Source organism: Actinoplanes sp. NPDC026670, from assembly GCF_040638175.1.
In the GTDB taxonomy this organism is placed as follows: domain Bacteria; phylum Actinomycetota; class Actinomycetes; order Mycobacteriales; family Micromonosporaceae; genus Actinoplanes.
The window spans coordinates 26,043-39,766 of the sequence record NZ_JBEZXU010000019.1 but is presented as its reverse complement, the minus strand read 5'-3'; the positions used below and the strand labels follow the sequence as shown (position 1 = coordinate 39,766).

The window sequence follows — 13,724 nt, the reverse complement described above, 5'->3', positions numbered from 1 at the left end:
TCCTATTACTTCCGACCGGGCTTCTTCTTACCGGCGACCGTCCGCTTCGGACCCTTGCGGGTACGCGCGTTGGTCCGGGTCCGCTGTCCACGCACGGGCAGGCCCTTGCGGTGGCGGATACCGGCGTAGCAACCGATCTCAACCTTGCGGCGGATGTCCGCAGCGACCTCGCGGCGCAGGTCGCCCTCAACCTTGAAGTTGGCCTCGATGTAGTCGCGGAGCTGAACCAGCTCCTCTTCCGTGAGGTCCTTGGCGCGCTTGTTCAGGTCAATCGCGGTAGCAGTCAGTGTCTCCACGGCACGGGTACGCCCGATGCCGTAGATGTAGGTGAGCGCGATCTCCAACCGCTTCTCGCGGGGGAGATCGACGCCGACGAGACGAGCCATTACTGGCGGTACTCCTCGTTCGTGATCCCGGAGGTCTGTGCCCGTCCCCTCCCGCCTGCTGGCGGGCCCCGGCCTCCGACCGGGGGTACAGCCGCGGTTGCCCACGGCCGGGACGAGCTTGTTCAGTGGTGCGGATCCAGCTGCGCGGGGCTCAGCCCTGACGCTGCTTGTGGCGCGGGTCGGTCGAGCAGATGACCATGACCCGGCCGTGCCGCCGGATGACCCGGCAGTTGTTGCAGATCCGCTTGACGCTCGGCTTGACCTTCACGGTTTGCCTTAACTCTCAGTCAGACGGGATTGGTGTTTCCCCGCGACCCGCTTACTTGTAGCGGTAGACGATTCGCCCACGGGTCAGGTCGTACGGCGAGAGCTCGACGACGACCCTGTCCTCGGGAAGGATGCGGATGTAGTGCTGACGCATCTTCCCGGAGATGTGTGCCAGGACCCTGTGACCATTGGCGAGCTCCACCCGGAACATAGCGTTCGGTAGGGGCTCGATCACACGGCCTTCGATCTCGATGGCTCCGTCTTTCTTTGGCATGTCCTCCGCTACCTGACATCGGGTTCTTGGGGCAGGCTTGCGCAACGTCACATCCGAGCCCACGATGGGGCCCGAACCAGCCGCGGCTCCCACCGGTCCTCGAAGCGCTTGAGGACATGAAGGAGTGGACGCTACGCGCCAGCGAGCCAGTCTACGCGCCCGTAACAGCGACGCCAAACCGAGGGTTCCGTAACCCGCTGTCGGGCGTGTTCTGACCGGACAACTCGACCATATCCGTCTCAGTGGCCTCGATTGCCCCGGTCTCTGAAGTGCGCCACAAGTCCGAACACCACGGGGATCAACACCCAGCCCGGCCAGAAGTAGTGCCACTCCCCCGAGCCGAGGCTGCTCATCGCCCACACCACGACGCAGACCAGGAAGACCCCGAGAATCCCCGGGAACGGCGACCGGCCCGGCCGGCGGTGGTCGCCTGACTCCGGCGCTGCGGCACTCCGGCGCGGCTCCACCTGGGCCTTCTCCACCGGGACCGTGCCGGGCAGGTCAGCGAGCAGACCCTCCAGGTCGCCGTAGGTCTTCGCCGAATACGCCTTCTGCACGCGCTCGTCATACTCGCTCAGGTCCAGCCGGCCCTGGTCCAGCGCCTGCTTCAGCTGCTCGGCAACCTTCTCGCGGTCACCGTCGCCAGCCCGCATCCCCTCGTGCACCATGCGTCTCAGCATGGCAGGACAACGCCATCGACGCCTATGGCTGACGAGCCGTGACCAGCTCACCCAGACGGGCCCGGCCGCCATCCGGCGCGGTGGTCACCCACACCCCGTCTTCCAGCAGCGCCATCGTGTGCTCGACGTGCGCCGCGAACGAGTTGTCCCGGGTCACCACGGTCCAGCCGTCCTCCAGCTCCGCGGTCCGCGGTGAGCCCATCGTGATCATCGGCTCGATGGCCAGGGCCAGACCCGGCTGGAGCTTGATCCCGCGGCCCGGCTTGCCGTGGTTGAGGATGTGCGGGTCCTGGTGCATCTCCGTGCCGATGCCGTGGCCGCCGTAGCCGTCCACGATCCCGTACCGCCCGGCCTTGCGGATCGACCGCTCGATGTTGAACGAGATGTCGGTCTGCTTGCCTCGCCCGTTGAGGATGCCCCGGGCCGCCGCCGCGATCCCGGCCCACATCGCGTCCTCGGCCACCTCGGCCATCCGCAGCAGCGCCGGGTCGGTAGCGCCCACGCCGACGGTGATCGCCGAGTCGCCGTGCCAGCCGTCCAGGATCGCGCCACAGTCCAGCGAGATCAGGTCGCCCTCGCGCAGCACCTGCTCGGCGCTCGGGATGCCGTGCACGACCTGCTCGTTCACCGAGGCGCAGATCGAGGCCGGGAAGCCGTGGTAGCCCTTGAAGGACGGCACGGCGCCCGCGTCACGGATCACCTTCTCGGCGATCGCGTCCAGATCCGCTGTGGAGACGCCGGGGGCGACCGCCGCGCGCATCGCATCCAGCGCCGCCGCGACGACCAGGCCGGCCGCCCGCATCAACTCGATCTGCTCGGGAGTCTTCAGCTGGATGTTCAGCTCTTGGCGGCGCATGGCGGTGAGCCTAACTCTCTGGGTCTCAACATGCCGCCGCCGCCCCGGGAGGCACCCGGGGCGGCGGCGGTCCGACTACTTGGGGGCGGGATCAGCCGCCGTACGACCGCAGGGCGTCGATGGCGCGGACGGTGACGTCCTCCACCGGGCCGGTGGCGTCGATGCCCACCAGCTTGCCCTGAGCGCCGTAGAAGTCGACCAGGGGCGCGGTCTTGTCCGCGTACTCGACGAGACGGTTACCGATGGTCTCGGCCTTGTCGTCGTCGCGCTGGAACAGCTCGCTGCCACAGCGGTCGCAGATGTTCTCCTTGCTCGTCGGGTCGAACTCGACGTGCCAGATCTTTCCGCAACCACGACAGGTCCGACGGCCGGACAGCCGGCGGATGACCTCGTCGTCGTCGACCACGAGCTCCATCACCAGATCCAGCGCGGTGCCCAGGTCGGCCAGCAGCTTGTCCAGGGCCGACGCCTGCGGCACGGTCCGCGGGAAGCCGTCCAGCAGGAAGCCGTCGCCGGCGTCCGGCTCGGCGAGCCGGTCGCGGACCATGTTGATGGTGACCTCGTCCGGGACCAGCTGCCCGGCGTCCATGTAGCGCTTGGCTTCGACGCCCAGCGGCGTCCCCTGCGACACGTTCGCCCGGAAGATGTCCCCGGTCGAGATCTTCGGTACGGCGAGATGGGCGGCGATGAACTCAGCCTGGGTCCCCTTGCCGGCCCCCGGAGGGCCCACCAGTACCAGCCGCACCTACATCGCCTCGCTTCGGTCAGGAAGAACCACGCCCACCGTCGACGCCAGAGCCCCCCGGCCCTGCGTACCCACTACCGGAGGAACCCTTCGTAGTTCCGCTGCATGAGTTGGCTCTCGATCTGCTTCACAGTCTCCAGACCCACACCCACCATGATCAGCACTGCGGTACCACCGAACGGGAAGTTCTGGTACTGCGACTGATTCAGCCAGATGAAGAAGAAGTTGGGCAGAACCGAGATCAAGCCAAGGTACAGGGCGCCCGGCAGGGTGATTCGGCTGAGGATGAAGTCCAGGTAGTCGGCGGTCGGCTTGCCCGGGCGGATACCCGGCACGAACCCACCGTACTTCTTCATGTTCTCCGCGACCTCGGTCGGGTTGAACGTGATCGACACGTAGAAGTACGTGAAGAAGATGATCAGCAGGAACATCACGCCGATGTACAGGGGGCTGACCGGGTCGGCCAGGTGGTTCTGGATCCAGACCTGGTACGGCTTGAGGTTGTTCTTGTCGAAGAACTGTAGGTACAGCTGCGGCAGGTAGAGCAGCGAGGACGCGAAGATGACCGGGACGACACCCGCCTGGTTCACCTTCAGCGGGATGTAGGTGGAGGTGCCGCCGTACATCCGCCGGCCGATCATGCGCTTCGCGTACTGGACCGGGATCCGGCGCTGCGCCTGCTCGATGAAGACCACCAGCGCGATGATGACCACGACGAGGCCGATGACCAGGAAGAATTTCCCGGTGCTCGTCGACTCCTTGATGCTCCAGCCCTCACCGGGCAGGCGGGCCGCGATCGAGGTGAAGATCAGGACGGACATGCCGTTGCCGACACCCCGGTCGGTGATCAGCTCGCCGAGCCACATGACCATGCCGGTGCCGGCGGTCATCGTCATCACGAGGATGCTCAGCGTGAGCCACATCGGGATGCCGGTGCCCTCGGGGATGATCTGGAAGGTCGGGTCGTCCTGGTCGCACAGTCCGTTGAACAGCTGCCCGGTCCGGGCGAGCGCCACGAACGCCGAGGCCTGGAGAACCGCCAGACCGAGCGTCAGGTACCGGGTGTACTGCGTGATCTTCGCCTGGCCGCTCTGGCCCTCCTTGCGGAGCTGCTCCAGACGCGGGATGACCACGGTCAGCAGCTGCAGGATGATCGACGCGGTGATGTAGGGCATGATGCCCAGCGCGAAGACCGACAGCTGCAACAATGCGCCGCCGGAGAAGAGGTTCAGGAGATTCAGAATGCCGCTCGTGTCGGACTTGGCGACTTCGAGACAAGCCCGGACGTTGGCGTAGGACACCCCGGGGCTGGGCAATGTGGCACCGAGACGGTAGATGCCAACGATCGCTACCGTAAAGAGCAGCTTCTTCCGCAGGTCAGGCGTCCGAAGCGCACTCGTGAAGGCGGACAACAACTGATCCTCCTGCATGCTTGCCGAGTCAGACCGCGGCGGCCCCGCGCCCGGAACAAGGGCACCAAATACCGGACAGCCCGATTTGGCCGCCAGCCGAGCACTGTATCAGCCGCTGGAGTTGTGCCGCCCCCCAGGACACTGCCATCGCTAGATTCAGTTGACCAGATGCTACGCGGATGAGGCATCGACAGGCACCGTCACGCGACGGCCGGACCGGGTGCGCGCACGCTGGGCCCAGCTTATGCCGACCGGACAGGGCCCGGGACGCCCTGGCGACGGCCCGGCGAAGCACCCGAAGTCGTTGCCGCAGGTCCCTTTGGCGAAGAATGTGATGACATTCGATATCTTAAGTCTGTTGGCGACCCGGTCGGCGCGTCCGGCGCGGCGAGCGGTGGCCCCTCGGGAGGGCCGACGAAAAAAGGGCGCAGACACCCCACATGGCCACGGTCACCGAGAACCGTGAGACATAGGGATGCCTGCGCCCTTCCGGCGCCAGCCGACAGAACCGCCCGTTTGCGCCGCCCCGAACCTATTCAGGGCAGCACGAAACAGTCGAGTTCACTCCTCACGAAATCAGTGAGGAGACCCGAGGAGATTGCGCGACAAGTCGCCGAACCGGCCGACGATACAACGTCGTGTCAACATGCCGACATCGCCGATCAGTGACTTCCGGAAATCCTGCTTTCAGGCCCTCGACCACGAAACATGGGCGGCCTGGCGATTACGTCGAATCAGCAGCTGTAGTTCTTGCCCGAGCTGGTACGCACGCGCGTGACGCCACCACCGGAGGCGTCCTGGTACATCACCCGGAACTCGTGCGTGCCGGTCCCGGCGCAGTTGTACGAGATGCTGCTGCTGCCAGTGACCTTCTTGGTGGCCACGGTCTCCCAGCCGAACCAGCGGGAACGCTGGATGTTCAGGCTGCCGGACCCGGTGCCACAGTTCGGCCGGCTCACCGAGCCGGAGATCGTCGAGCCGCTCTTGCTCGGCGCCGAAACAGAGGGATTGCATTCCGCGGCGAGAGCCGGAGACGCCACCGTCAGGGCGCCGGCCGTCATAGCCGCACCGATGATCACCGCGCCGAATACACGCTTCATTTGTGATCCTCCTTAACCAACCTAAACGCCCCGTGCGAATAGGCTCATGGGAATGTATCAGCGACCGTTCACAGGAGCAACAGCCAACATCAACAAAGTGACGGAATGCATTCCCGGAATTGTGACCAGCGCACATCATTATTGGCCGGAATATTAAATAGCGCCCTGAGCGGCGGTTTTCCTATTGTCCACAACGCACGGACGAAACATTTCACGCCCGTTTCAGCCGGTTCGACGAAGATGTTTCGGGCCGCGTCCCCCGGCCGCGGACAGCAGAATGCCCGCAGGACGTGTGTCCTGCGGGCATTCTGTGACGCTCGTCAGCCACCAGGTGGCCGCACAGCGGTGTGCTTACAGCTCGGTGACGGAGCCACCCGCAGCCGCGATCTTCTCCTTGGCCGACTCGCTGAACGCGTGAGCCGAGATGGTCAGCGAAACGCCGCCCAGCTCGCCCGAGCCCAGCACCTTGACCGGCTGGCCCTTGCGGACGGCGCCGGCCTGAACCAGCTCCGCCGGACCGATCGAGCCGCCGTTGGGGAACAGCTCGGCGAGCCGGTCCAGGTTCACGACCTGGAAGACGACCTTGTTGCGGGGCCGGTTGCCCAGACCCTTCACCTTCGGCAGGCGCATGTGGATGGGCATCTGCCCACCCTCGAACGACGCCGGGGTGTTCTTACGGGCACCAGTGCCCTTGGTACCGCGACCGGCGGTCTTGCCCTTGGAACCCTCACCACGACCCACGCGGGTCTTGGCGGTCTTCGCACCGGGCGCCGGGCGCAGGTGGTGAACCTTGATCGCCATTACTCGACCTCCTCGACAGTGACGAGGTGGTTCACCGCGAAGATCATGCCCCGAATCTCGGGACGGTCCTCCTTGACCACCACATCGTTGATCCGCTTCAGGCCGAGCGACCGCAGGGAGTCCCGCTGGTTCTGCTTACGGCCGATCCCGGACCGGATCTGGGTGACCTTCAAGCGTGCCATCAGTGCACCGCCGCTTCCGCGCGCGCTGCCAGCATGGCGGCCGGCGCCACATCCTCGACCGGAAGGCCACGACGCTTCGCGACCATCTCCGGCGACTCGAGGCCCTTCAGAGCGGCCACGGTCGCGTGCACGATGTTGATCGGGTTCGAGGAGCCGAGGCTCTTCGACAGGATGTCGTGGATGCCGGCGCACTCCAGAACGGCACGCACCGGGCCACCGGCGATGACGCCGGTACCGGCGGACGCCGGCTTCAGCAGAACGACACCGGCCGCCGCCTCACCCGTGATGGGGTGCGGGATGGTCGCGCCGATCCGCGGAACCTTGAAGAAGTGCTTCTTGGCCTCCTCGACGCCCTTGGCGATCGCCGCGGGCACCTCCTTGGCCTTTCCGTAGCCGATACCGACGGTGCCGTCGCCGTCGCCGACGATGACCAGGGCGGTGAAGCTGAAGCGACGACCACCCTTGACGACCTTGGCGACACGGTTGATCGCGACGACCCGCTCGAGGTGCGGGGTCTTCTCGACGGGCGCGTTGCCGCGGCCGCCCTCGCGGCGGTTGTCCCGGCGGTTGCCACCCTCGGTGTTACCGCCGGACCCGCCGCCTCGGCGCTGCTGACCAGGCATTGGTCAATTCCTCCTAGAACTCGAGTCCGGCTTCGCGAGCGGCGTCCGCAAGCGCGGCGATCCGCCCCGCGTACTTGTTGCCACCCCGGTCGAAGACGACCTTGGAAATCCCCGCGGCCTTGGCACGCTCGGCGACCAGGGCGCCGACCTTGCCGGACAGCGCGGTCTTGTCGCCCTCGGCACCCCGGATCGAGGTGTCCAGCGTCGAGGCCGAAGCCAGCGTGTGGCCCTTGAGGTCGTCGATGATCTGCGCGGTGATGTGCCGCGCGGACCGCGTGACGACCAGGCGGGGACGCTCGGCCGTACCACGGACGTTCTTGCGGACCCGGAAGTGCCGACGCGCCTTGCCGACGGCACGCTTGGCGGCAACCCCGCCGCCGTTGCGGCGCTTGAGCAGCGTGGCGGTCACTTCTTACCTGCCTTTCCAGCCTTGCGGCGGATGACCTCACCCTGGTACTTGACACCCTTGCCCTTGTAGGGCTCCGGCGGGCGGATCTTGCGAATGTTCGCGGAGACCTCACCCACCAGCTGCTTGTCGATACCGGTGACAGTGAACTGGGTCGGCTTCTCGACCGAGAAGGTGATGCCGGCCGGGGGAACCACGAGCACCGGGTGCGAGAAGCCCAGAGCGAACTCCAGGTCCTTGCCCTTCGCGGTGACGCGGTAACCGGTGCCGTTGATCTCCAGCACCTTCTTGTAGCCCTCGGTGACGCCGACGATCATGTTGGCGACCAGGGTCCGCGAGAGGCCGTGCAGTTCCTTGGCCTTGCGCTCGTCGTTGGGCCGGTTGACGACCAGCTCGCCACCGTCCTGAGCGACCGTGATCGGCTCAGCGACGACGTGCGAGAGCTCGCCCTTGGGGCCCTTGACCTTGACGGTCTGGCCCGTGATGGTGACGTCGACGCCGGCCGGGACCGGGATCGACTTACGTCCGATTCGCGACATGTCTAAGTCTCCAGTTACCAGACGAAGGCGAGGACTTCCCCGCCAACGCTCCGCTTGCGGGCCTGCTTGTCGGTCAGCAGTCCCTGGGACGTCGAAATGATCGCGACACCGAGACCGCCGAGCACGCGCGGCAGCTCGTCGGACTTGGCGTAAACCCGCAGGCCCGGCTTCGAGACGCGCTTGATGCCGGCGAGGCTGCGCTCGCGGTTCTGGCCGTACTTGAGCTCAACGACCAGACGCTTGCCGACCGCGCCCTCCTCGGGCTCCTCAGACGTCCACGCGGCGATGTAACCCTCGGCCTTGAGGACCTCGGCGATGTTCGCCTTGATCTTCGAGTAGGGCATCGTCACCTTGTCGTGGTACGCCTGGTTGGCGTTACGCAGACGCGTGAGCATGTCTGCGATCGGGTCCGTCATCGTCATGGGTATTCGTCAACCTTTCTCGCCGGGGTTCCCGAGCAGGACTCAGGCCTACGGCGAAGCGGCATTACATTAAGGTCCGCCTGTTGGCCCGCCGCAGTGGGCGGGCCAGAGGACGGAAAGTTACCAGGAGGCCTTGGACACGCCGGGAAGCTCACCACGGTGGGCCATGTCCCGCACGCAAACCCGGCAGAGGCCGAACTTGCGGTAGACCGAGTGCGGACGCCCGCACTTCTGGCAGCGGGTGTAGGCACGCACGGCGAACTTCGGCTTCGCGGCAGCCTTCAGGATCAGCGCCTTCTTAGCCATACTCAGTTCTCCTTGAACGGGAAGCCCAGGAGCTTGAGCAGCGCCCGGCCCTCGTCGTCGGTCGACGCGGTGGTGACCACGGTGATGTCCATGCCCCGCGGCCGATCGATCTTGTCCTGGTCGATCTCGTGGAACACCGACTGCTCGGTCAGACCGAAGGTGTAGTTCCCGTGGCCGTCCAGCTTCCGGCCGTCGAGACCGCGGAAGTCGCGGATACGCGGCAGCGAGATGGACAGCAGCCGGTCCAGGAACTCCCACATCCGGTCGCCGCGGAGGGTGACCTTCGCGCCGATCGGCATGCCCTCACGCAGCTTGAACTGCGCGATGGACTTGGTCGCCCGGCGAACCAGCGGCTTCTGACCGGTGATGGTGGTCAGGTCACGGACCGCGCCGTCGATCAGCTTGGCATCGCGGGCAGCCTCGCCGACACCCATGTTGACGACGATCTTGACAAGACCGGGCGTCTGCATCGGGTTGCCGTACTTGAACTGCTCCTGGATGGCCGGCACGACCTCAGAGCGGTACTTCTGCTTGAGACGCGGCAGCGCCTTCTGCTCGGTAGCGGCAGTCATCAGAGTTCCTTACCGGTCGTACGCGCGATCCGGACCTTGTTGCCGTTCTCGTCAATCTTGTAACCGATGCGAGTCGGCTTACCGTCCTGGTCCAGCACCTGCACGTTCGAGATGTGGATGGCGGCTTCCTGAGTCACGATGCCACCGGTCTTCGAACCGCGCTGGTTCGTACGGATGCGCTCGTGCTTCTTGATCCGGTTGACGCCCTCGACCAGGACCTTGTCCCGCGCCGGGTAGGCCGCGATGACCTTGCCCTTGGCGCCCTTGTCCTTACCGGCGATGACGACGACCGTGTCGCCCTTCTTGATCTTCACGGTCAGAGCACCTCCGGCGCCAGGCTGATGATCTTCATGAACCGCTTGTCGCGCAGCTCGCGCCCGACCGGGCCGAAGATGCGGGTACCGCGGGGGTCCCCGCCGTCCTTGATGATGACGGCGGCGTTCTCGTCGAAACGGATGTACGAGCCGTCCGGACGGCGCCGCTCCTTGCTGGTGCGGACGACGACCGCCTTGACGACGTCACCCTTCTTCACACCGGCACCGGGAATGGCGTCCTTGACCGTGGCCACGATGACGTCGCCGATGCTCGCGTAACGGCGACCGGAGCCACCGAGCACCCGGATGCACAGGATCTCCCGGGCACCCGTGTTGTCGGCGACGCGCAGTCGCGACTCCTGCTGGATCACGTCTGTCTCCTATGTCTGCCAGTTCTCCGGGCCACGGGCCCGAAGCTTGGCGGAACGATGGTCCACTGGGCCGGCCGGAGCCGGCCCAGCGCACTCACTTGGCCTTTTCGAGGATCTCCACGATGCGCCACCGCTTGGTGGCGGAGAGCGGACGAGTCTCCATGATCGAGACCCGGTCGCCGACGCCCGCAGCATTCTGCTCGTCGTGCACCTTCAGCTTCCGCGTACGGCGGATGACCTTGCCGTACAGGGCGTGCTTGACCCGGTCCTCGACCTCGACAACGACGGTCTTGTCCATCTTGTCGCTGACCACGAGACCGTCACGCACCTTGCGCTGAGCGCGCGGAGCGGTGGTGTTCTCACTCATGCCGTCACCTCGTCCGGCGCGATCGAGAGACCGAGCTCCCGCTCACGCATGATCGTGTAGATCTTCGCGATGTCCTTGCGGACGACCTGGAGCCGACGGTGATTGTCGAGCTGCCCGGTCGCGCGCTGCACACGAAGGTTGAACAGCTCCGCCTTGGCCTCCCGGAGCTTCGCGACCAGTTCCTCTTCAGGAAGCTCGCGGAGCTCGGCGGCCTTAACGCCCGCTGCCATCAGCTTTCACCCACTTCGCGCGTCACGATGCGGCACTTCATCGGGAGCTTGTGGATCGCGCGGCGCATCGCCTCACGCGCGACCGTCTCGTTCGGGAACGACATCTCGAAGAGGATGCGTCCCGGCTTGACGTTCGCCACCCACCACTCCGGAGAACCCTTACCGGAACCCATGCGGGTCTCGGCCGGCTTCTTGGTCAGAGCCTGGTCCGGGAAGATCGAGATCCAGACCTTGCCGCCACGCTTGATGTGACGGGTCATGGCGATACGCGCCGACTCGATCTGCCGGTTGGTCACGTACGCCGGCTCGAGAGCCTGGATACCGAACTCACCGAAGACGACCCGGTTGCCACCCTTGGACGCGCCACTGCGGTCCGGGTGGTGCGGCTTACGGAAGCCCTTTGGGGGCTTACGGGGCATCAGCACAGGTCAGCCCTCCTGCTGCGTTTCAGCCGCAGCCGGAGCCGCGGCGGTGTCATCGGCGGTCGCCGCGGCCTGAGCGGCCCGGCCGGCCTCGGTGCCGCCCGCGGTCGTGCCGGACGAGCCGGAACGGCCACGACGCGGACGCTCGGGACGGTCAGCCCGGTCCCGGCGCGGACGCGCGGGCGCCTCAGCGACGGCCTCGCGACCCGGAACGGCGTCGCCCTTGTAGATCCAGACCTTCACGCCGATGCGGCCGAACGTGGTACGGGCCTCGAAGAAGCCGTACTCGATGTTGGCCCGCAGGGTGTGCAGCGGAACGCGACCCTCACGGTAGAACTCCGTGCGGCTCATCTCCGCGCCGCCGAGACGGCCGGAGACCTGCACCCGGATGCCCTTGCAGATCGGGTTCTTCATGGCCGACTGCATGGCCTTGCGCATCGCGCGGCGGAAGCTGACCCGGGAGGACAGCTGCTCGGCGACGCCCTGGGCCACGAGCTGAGCATCCGACTCGGGGCTCTTCACCTCGAGGATGTTCAGCTGGACCTGCTTGCCGGTGAGCTTCTCGAGCTCGCCGCGGATCCGGTCGGCCTCCGCACCCTTACGGCCGATGACAATGCCCGGCCGGGCGGTGTGGATGTCGACCCGAACCCGGTCGCGGGTCCGCTCGATGTCGACCTTGGAGATGCCGGCACGCTCGAGGCCCTTGGACATCATGCGGCGGATCTTGACGTCCTCGCCGATGTAGTCCTTGTAAAGCTTGTCGGCGAACCAACGGCTCCGCCAGTCGGTGGAGATGCCGAGACGGAACCCGGTGGGGTGAACCTTCTGACCCATTACTCGGCACCCTCCGTGCTCTGGGACTCGGCCTTCGGCGCCGCCTTCTTGGCGGTGGCCTTCTTCGCCGGGCGGGCCGTCTGGACCGCCTCGACCGCGATAGTGATGTGGCTCGTGCGCTTGCGGATCCGGTACGCACGGCCCTGGGCCCGCGGACGGAAACGCTTGAGGGTCGGGCCCTCGTCCACGAACGCCTCGCTCACGAGCAGGGCATCGGGGTCGAGCCGCTCGTTGTTCTCAGCGTTCGCAATGGCGCTGGCAAGCACCTTGTAGACCTGCTCGCTGGCGGCCTGCGGCGCGAACTGCAGGACGACCAGCGCCTCCTTCGCGGGCAGACCACGAACGAGGTTGATCACCCGGCGCGCCTTGTTCGGCGAGATGCGCACGTGCCGCGCAACCGCCCGCGCGCCCGGAAGCACCGGAGCGTCGCCTTTAACTGGCATCGCTGTAGCTCCTAAATCCTCTAATCCGTGAATCTGCTTAGCGACGACGGCTCTTGCGGTCGTCCTTCTCGTGACCCTTGAACGTACGGGTCAGAGCGAACTCGCCGAGCTTGTGCCCGACCATCGCCTCACTGATGAACACCGGGACGTGCTTACGTCCGTCGTGCACAGCGATCGTGTGCCCGAGCATGTCGGGGATGATGGTCGAACGCCGCGACCAGGTCTTGATGACGTTCTTCGAGTTCTTCTCGTTCTGGACTTCCACCTTCTTGAGCAGGTGGTCGTCGACGAACGGGCCCTTCTTCAGGCTGCGAGGCATCTTTTAACTCCCGTTACCCGCGCTTGCGGGTGGCGTAGCGGCGGCGAACGATCAGCTTGTCGCTCTCCTGGCCCTTGCGGCGGGTACGGCCCTCCGGCTTACCAGCCGGGTTGACCGGGTGACGACCACCGGAGGTCTTACCCTCACCACCACCGTGCGGGTGGTCGACAGGGTTCATGGCGACACCACGGACGGTCGGGCGCTTGCCCTTCCACCGCATACGGCCGGCCTTACCCCAGTTGATGTTCGACTGCTCGGCGTTGCCGATCTCGCCGACCGTGGCGCGACAACGGATGTCGACACGACGGATCTCACCGGACGGCATACGCAGCGTGGCGTAGGCGCCTTCACGGCCGAGCAGCTGGATGCCGACGCCGGCCGAGCGGGCCAGCTTGGCTCCACCGCCGGGACGAAGCTCCACACCGTGGATCGTCGTACCGACCGGGATGTTGCGCAGGGGCAGGTTGTTGCCCGGCTTGATGTCCGCGCCCACGCCGGACTCGACGCGGTCGCCCTGCTTCAGGTCCTTCGGCGCCAGGATGTAGCGCTTCTCACCATCGGCGTAGTGCAGCAGCGCGATGCGGGAGGTGCGGTTGGGGTCGTACTCGATGTGAGCGACCTTGGCCGGCACGCCGTCCTTGTCGTTCCGCTTGAAGTCGATCAGGCGGTACTGCCGCTTGTGGCCACCGCCCTGGTGCCGGGTGGTGATCCGGCCGTGGACGTTGCGGCCGCCCTTCTTGGGCAGCGGGACCAGCAGCGACTTCTCCGGCGTCGACCGAGTGATCTCGGCGAAGTCGGCGACGCTCGAGCCACGACGGCCCGGAGTGGTCGGCTTGTACTTACGGATTGCCAT

General features: G+C 66.2%; 25 protein-coding genes. All 25 read right to left on the bottom strand.

Features of this window, described 5'->3' with window-relative positions; translation table 11 throughout:
* Positions 1–5 precede the first annotated feature (5 nt).
* On the bottom strand, positions 6–386 hold the full coding sequence (rpsM, locus tag AB0E94_RS20225) for a 30S ribosomal protein S13 (RefSeq protein ID WP_317788680.1): 381 nt from the start codon (positions 384–386) through the stop codon (positions 6–8).
* A 151-nt stretch (positions 387–537) separates the two neighbouring features.
* Entirely contained in the window at positions 538–654 is a 117-nt protein-coding gene (gene rpmJ / locus AB0E94_RS20220) for a 50S ribosomal protein L36 (protein ID WP_014440745.1), read from the bottom strand.
* 51 nt (positions 655–705) lie between these two features.
* Positions 706–927, bottom strand: coding sequence for a translation initiation factor IF-1 (infA, locus tag AB0E94_RS20215; RefSeq protein ID WP_018347787.1), 222 nt, complete (start codon positions 925–927; stop codon positions 706–708).
* Between the two features lie 239 nt (positions 928–1,166).
* Complete coding sequence (locus AB0E94_RS20210; protein ID WP_360328274.1) at positions 1,167–1,595, bottom strand: DUF1707 domain-containing protein; 429 nt, start codon at positions 1,593–1,595, stop codon at positions 1,167–1,169.
* Between the two features lie 34 nt (positions 1,596–1,629).
* Positions 1,630–2,463 (bottom strand): type I methionyl aminopeptidase, encoded by an 834-nt coding sequence (gene map / locus AB0E94_RS20205; RefSeq protein ID WP_360328272.1) that lies wholly within the window; start codon positions 2,461–2,463, stop codon positions 1,630–1,632.
* A gap of 91 nt (positions 2,464–2,554) precedes the next feature.
* Complete coding sequence (locus tag AB0E94_RS20200; RefSeq protein WP_317788683.1) at positions 2,555–3,208, bottom strand: adenylate kinase; 654 nt, start codon at positions 3,206–3,208, stop codon at positions 2,555–2,557.
* A gap of 74 nt (positions 3,209–3,282) precedes the next feature.
* The gene (gene secY, locus AB0E94_RS20195; RefSeq protein WP_360328462.1) at positions 3,283–4,623 is read right to left on the bottom strand and encodes a preprotein translocase subunit SecY; all 1,341 of its coding nucleotides are present in this window, start codon (positions 4,621–4,623) and stop codon (positions 3,283–3,285) included.
* A gap of 731 nt (positions 4,624–5,354) precedes the next feature.
* Positions 5,355–5,720: a hypothetical protein gene (locus tag AB0E94_RS20190; protein WP_360328270.1), complete on the bottom strand. Its 366-nt coding sequence runs from the start codon at positions 5,718–5,720 to the stop codon at positions 5,355–5,357.
* A gap of 351 nt (positions 5,721–6,071) precedes the next feature.
* Positions 6,072–6,521, bottom strand: a complete 450-nt coding sequence (gene rplO / locus AB0E94_RS20185) for a 50S ribosomal protein L15 (protein ID WP_360328268.1) — start codon at positions 6,519–6,521, stop codon at positions 6,072–6,074.
* Complete coding sequence (gene rpmD / locus AB0E94_RS20180) at positions 6,521–6,703, bottom strand: 50S ribosomal protein L30 (protein WP_043531070.1); 183 nt, start codon at positions 6,701–6,703, stop codon at positions 6,521–6,523. Before rpmD ends, rplO begins: the two co-directional genes overlap by 1 nt.
* A complete protein-coding gene (gene rpsE, locus AB0E94_RS20175; RefSeq protein WP_106315548.1) occupies positions 6,703–7,326 on the bottom strand; it encodes a 30S ribosomal protein S5 in 624 nt (207 codons plus the stop codon). The genes rpmD and rpsE overlap by 1 nt, the downstream gene beginning before the upstream one ends.
* Before the next feature lie 13 nt (positions 7,327–7,339).
* Entirely contained in the window at positions 7,340–7,723 is a 384-nt protein-coding gene (gene rplR / locus AB0E94_RS20170) for a 50S ribosomal protein L18 (RefSeq protein WP_360328461.1), read from the bottom strand.
* A gap of 8 nt (positions 7,724–7,731) precedes the next feature.
* Complete coding sequence (gene rplF, locus AB0E94_RS20165; protein WP_360328266.1) at positions 7,732–8,271, bottom strand: 50S ribosomal protein L6; 540 nt, start codon at positions 8,269–8,271, stop codon at positions 7,732–7,734.
* 14 nt (positions 8,272–8,285) lie between these two features.
* Positions 8,286–8,693, bottom strand: coding sequence for a 30S ribosomal protein S8 (rpsH, locus tag AB0E94_RS20160; RefSeq protein WP_093618752.1), 408 nt, complete (start codon positions 8,691–8,693; stop codon positions 8,286–8,288).
* A gap of 120 nt (positions 8,694–8,813) precedes the next feature.
* Positions 8,814–8,999: a type Z 30S ribosomal protein S14 gene (locus tag AB0E94_RS20155; protein WP_020513598.1), complete on the bottom strand. Its 186-nt coding sequence runs from the start codon at positions 8,997–8,999 to the stop codon at positions 8,814–8,816.
* A 2-nt stretch (positions 9,000–9,001) separates the two neighbouring features.
* The gene (gene rplE, locus AB0E94_RS20150; protein WP_360328264.1) at positions 9,002–9,571 is read right to left on the bottom strand and encodes a 50S ribosomal protein L5; all 570 of its coding nucleotides are present in this window, start codon (positions 9,569–9,571) and stop codon (positions 9,002–9,004) included.
* A complete protein-coding gene (gene rplX / locus AB0E94_RS20145; RefSeq protein ID WP_317797252.1) occupies positions 9,571–9,891 on the bottom strand; it encodes a 50S ribosomal protein L24 in 321 nt (106 codons plus the stop codon). The genes rplE and rplX overlap by 1 nt, the downstream gene beginning before the upstream one ends.
* Entirely contained in the window at positions 9,888–10,256 is a 369-nt protein-coding gene (rplN, locus tag AB0E94_RS20140; protein ID WP_093618755.1) for a 50S ribosomal protein L14, read from the bottom strand. Before rplN ends, rplX begins: the two co-directional genes overlap by 4 nt.
* Before the next feature lie 94 nt (positions 10,257–10,350).
* The gene (gene rpsQ / locus AB0E94_RS20135) at positions 10,351–10,623 is read right to left on the bottom strand and encodes a 30S ribosomal protein S17 (RefSeq protein ID WP_092548791.1); all 273 of its coding nucleotides are present in this window, start codon (positions 10,621–10,623) and stop codon (positions 10,351–10,353) included.
* A complete protein-coding gene (rpmC, locus tag AB0E94_RS20130; protein ID WP_360328262.1) occupies positions 10,620–10,853 on the bottom strand; it encodes a 50S ribosomal protein L29 in 234 nt (77 codons plus the stop codon). Before rpmC ends, rpsQ begins: the two co-directional genes overlap by 4 nt.
* Positions 10,853–11,278: a 50S ribosomal protein L16 gene (gene rplP / locus AB0E94_RS20125; protein ID WP_014440729.1), complete on the bottom strand. Its 426-nt coding sequence runs from the start codon at positions 11,276–11,278 to the stop codon at positions 10,853–10,855. The genes rpmC and rplP overlap by 1 nt, the downstream gene beginning before the upstream one ends.
* Positions 11,279–11,281: 3 nt before the next feature.
* Positions 11,282–12,109 carry a 30S ribosomal protein S3 gene (gene rpsC / locus AB0E94_RS20120; protein WP_360328260.1) on the bottom strand — a complete coding sequence of 276 codons (828 nt, stop codon included), beginning with the start codon at positions 12,107–12,109 and terminating at the stop codon, positions 11,282–11,284.
* A complete protein-coding gene (gene rplV, locus AB0E94_RS20115; protein ID WP_317788695.1) occupies positions 12,109–12,552 on the bottom strand; it encodes a 50S ribosomal protein L22 in 444 nt (147 codons plus the stop codon). The genes rpsC and rplV overlap by 1 nt, the downstream gene beginning before the upstream one ends.
* Positions 12,553–12,589: 37 nt before the next feature.
* Positions 12,590–12,871, bottom strand: coding sequence for a 30S ribosomal protein S19 (rpsS, locus tag AB0E94_RS20110; RefSeq protein ID WP_067696121.1), 282 nt, complete (start codon positions 12,869–12,871; stop codon positions 12,590–12,592).
* 13 nt (positions 12,872–12,884) lie between these two features.
* A complete protein-coding gene (rplB, locus tag AB0E94_RS20105) occupies positions 12,885–13,724 on the bottom strand; it encodes a 50S ribosomal protein L2 (RefSeq protein ID WP_317788697.1) in 840 nt (279 codons plus the stop codon).

Coding starts and splice junctions, on each gene's coding strand:
- rpsM (WP_317788680.1), bottom strand. CDS start 386: ATGGCTCGTCTCGTCGGCGTCGATCTCCCCCGCGAGAAGCGGTTGGAG.
- infA (WP_018347787.1), bottom strand. CDS start 927: ATGCCAAAGAAAGACGGAGCCATCGAGATCGAAGGCCGTGTGATCGAG.
- AB0E94_RS20210 (WP_360328274.1), bottom strand. CDS start 1,595: ATGGTGCACGAGGGGATGCGGGCTGGCGACGGTGACCGCGAGAAGGTT.
- map (WP_360328272.1), bottom strand. CDS start 2,463: ATGCGCCGCCAAGAGCTGAACATCCAGCTGAAGACTCCCGAGCAGATC.
- AB0E94_RS20190 (WP_360328270.1), bottom strand. CDS start 5,720: ATGAAGCGTGTATTCGGCGCGGTGATCATCGGTGCGGCTATGACGGCC.
- rplO (WP_360328268.1), bottom strand. CDS start 6,521: ATGGCGATCAAGGTTCACCACCTGCGCCCGGCGCCCGGTGCGAAGACC.
- rpmD (WP_043531070.1), bottom strand. CDS start 6,703: ATGGCACGCTTGAAGGTCACCCAGATCCGGTCCGGGATCGGCCGTAAG.
- rpsE (WP_106315548.1), bottom strand. CDS start 7,326: ATGCCTGGTCAGCAGCGCCGAGGCGGCGGGTCCGGCGGTAACACCGAG.
- rplF (WP_360328266.1), bottom strand. CDS start 8,271: ATGTCGCGAATCGGACGTAAGTCGATCCCGGTCCCGGCCGGCGTCGAC.
- rpsH (WP_093618752.1), bottom strand. CDS start 8,693: ATGACGATGACGGACCCGATCGCAGACATGCTCACGCGTCTGCGTAAC.
- AB0E94_RS20155 (WP_020513598.1), bottom strand. CDS start 8,999: ATGGCTAAGAAGGCGCTGATCCTGAAGGCTGCCGCGAAGCCGAAGTTC.
- rplE (WP_360328264.1), bottom strand. CDS start 9,571: ATGACTGCCGCTACCGAGCAGAAGGCGCTGCCGCGTCTCAAGCAGAAG.
- rpsQ (WP_092548791.1), bottom strand. CDS start 10,623: ATGAGTGAGAACACCACCGCTCCGCGCGCTCAGCGCAAGGTGCGTGAC.
- rpmC (WP_360328262.1), bottom strand. CDS start 10,853: ATGGCAGCGGGCGTTAAGGCCGCCGAGCTCCGCGAGCTTCCTGAAGAG.
- rpsC (WP_360328260.1), bottom strand. CDS start 12,109: ATGGGTCAGAAGGTTCACCCCACCGGGTTCCGTCTCGGCATCTCCACC.
- rplV (WP_317788695.1), bottom strand. CDS start 12,552: ATGCCAGTTAAAGGCGACGCTCCGGTGCTTCCGGGCGCGCGGGCGGTT.
- rpsS (WP_067696121.1), bottom strand. CDS start 12,871: ATGCCTCGCAGCCTGAAGAAGGGCCCGTTCGTCGACGACCACCTGCTC.
- rplB (WP_317788697.1), bottom strand. CDS start 13,724: ATGGCAATCCGTAAGTACAAGCCGACCACTCCGGGCCGTCGTGGCTCG.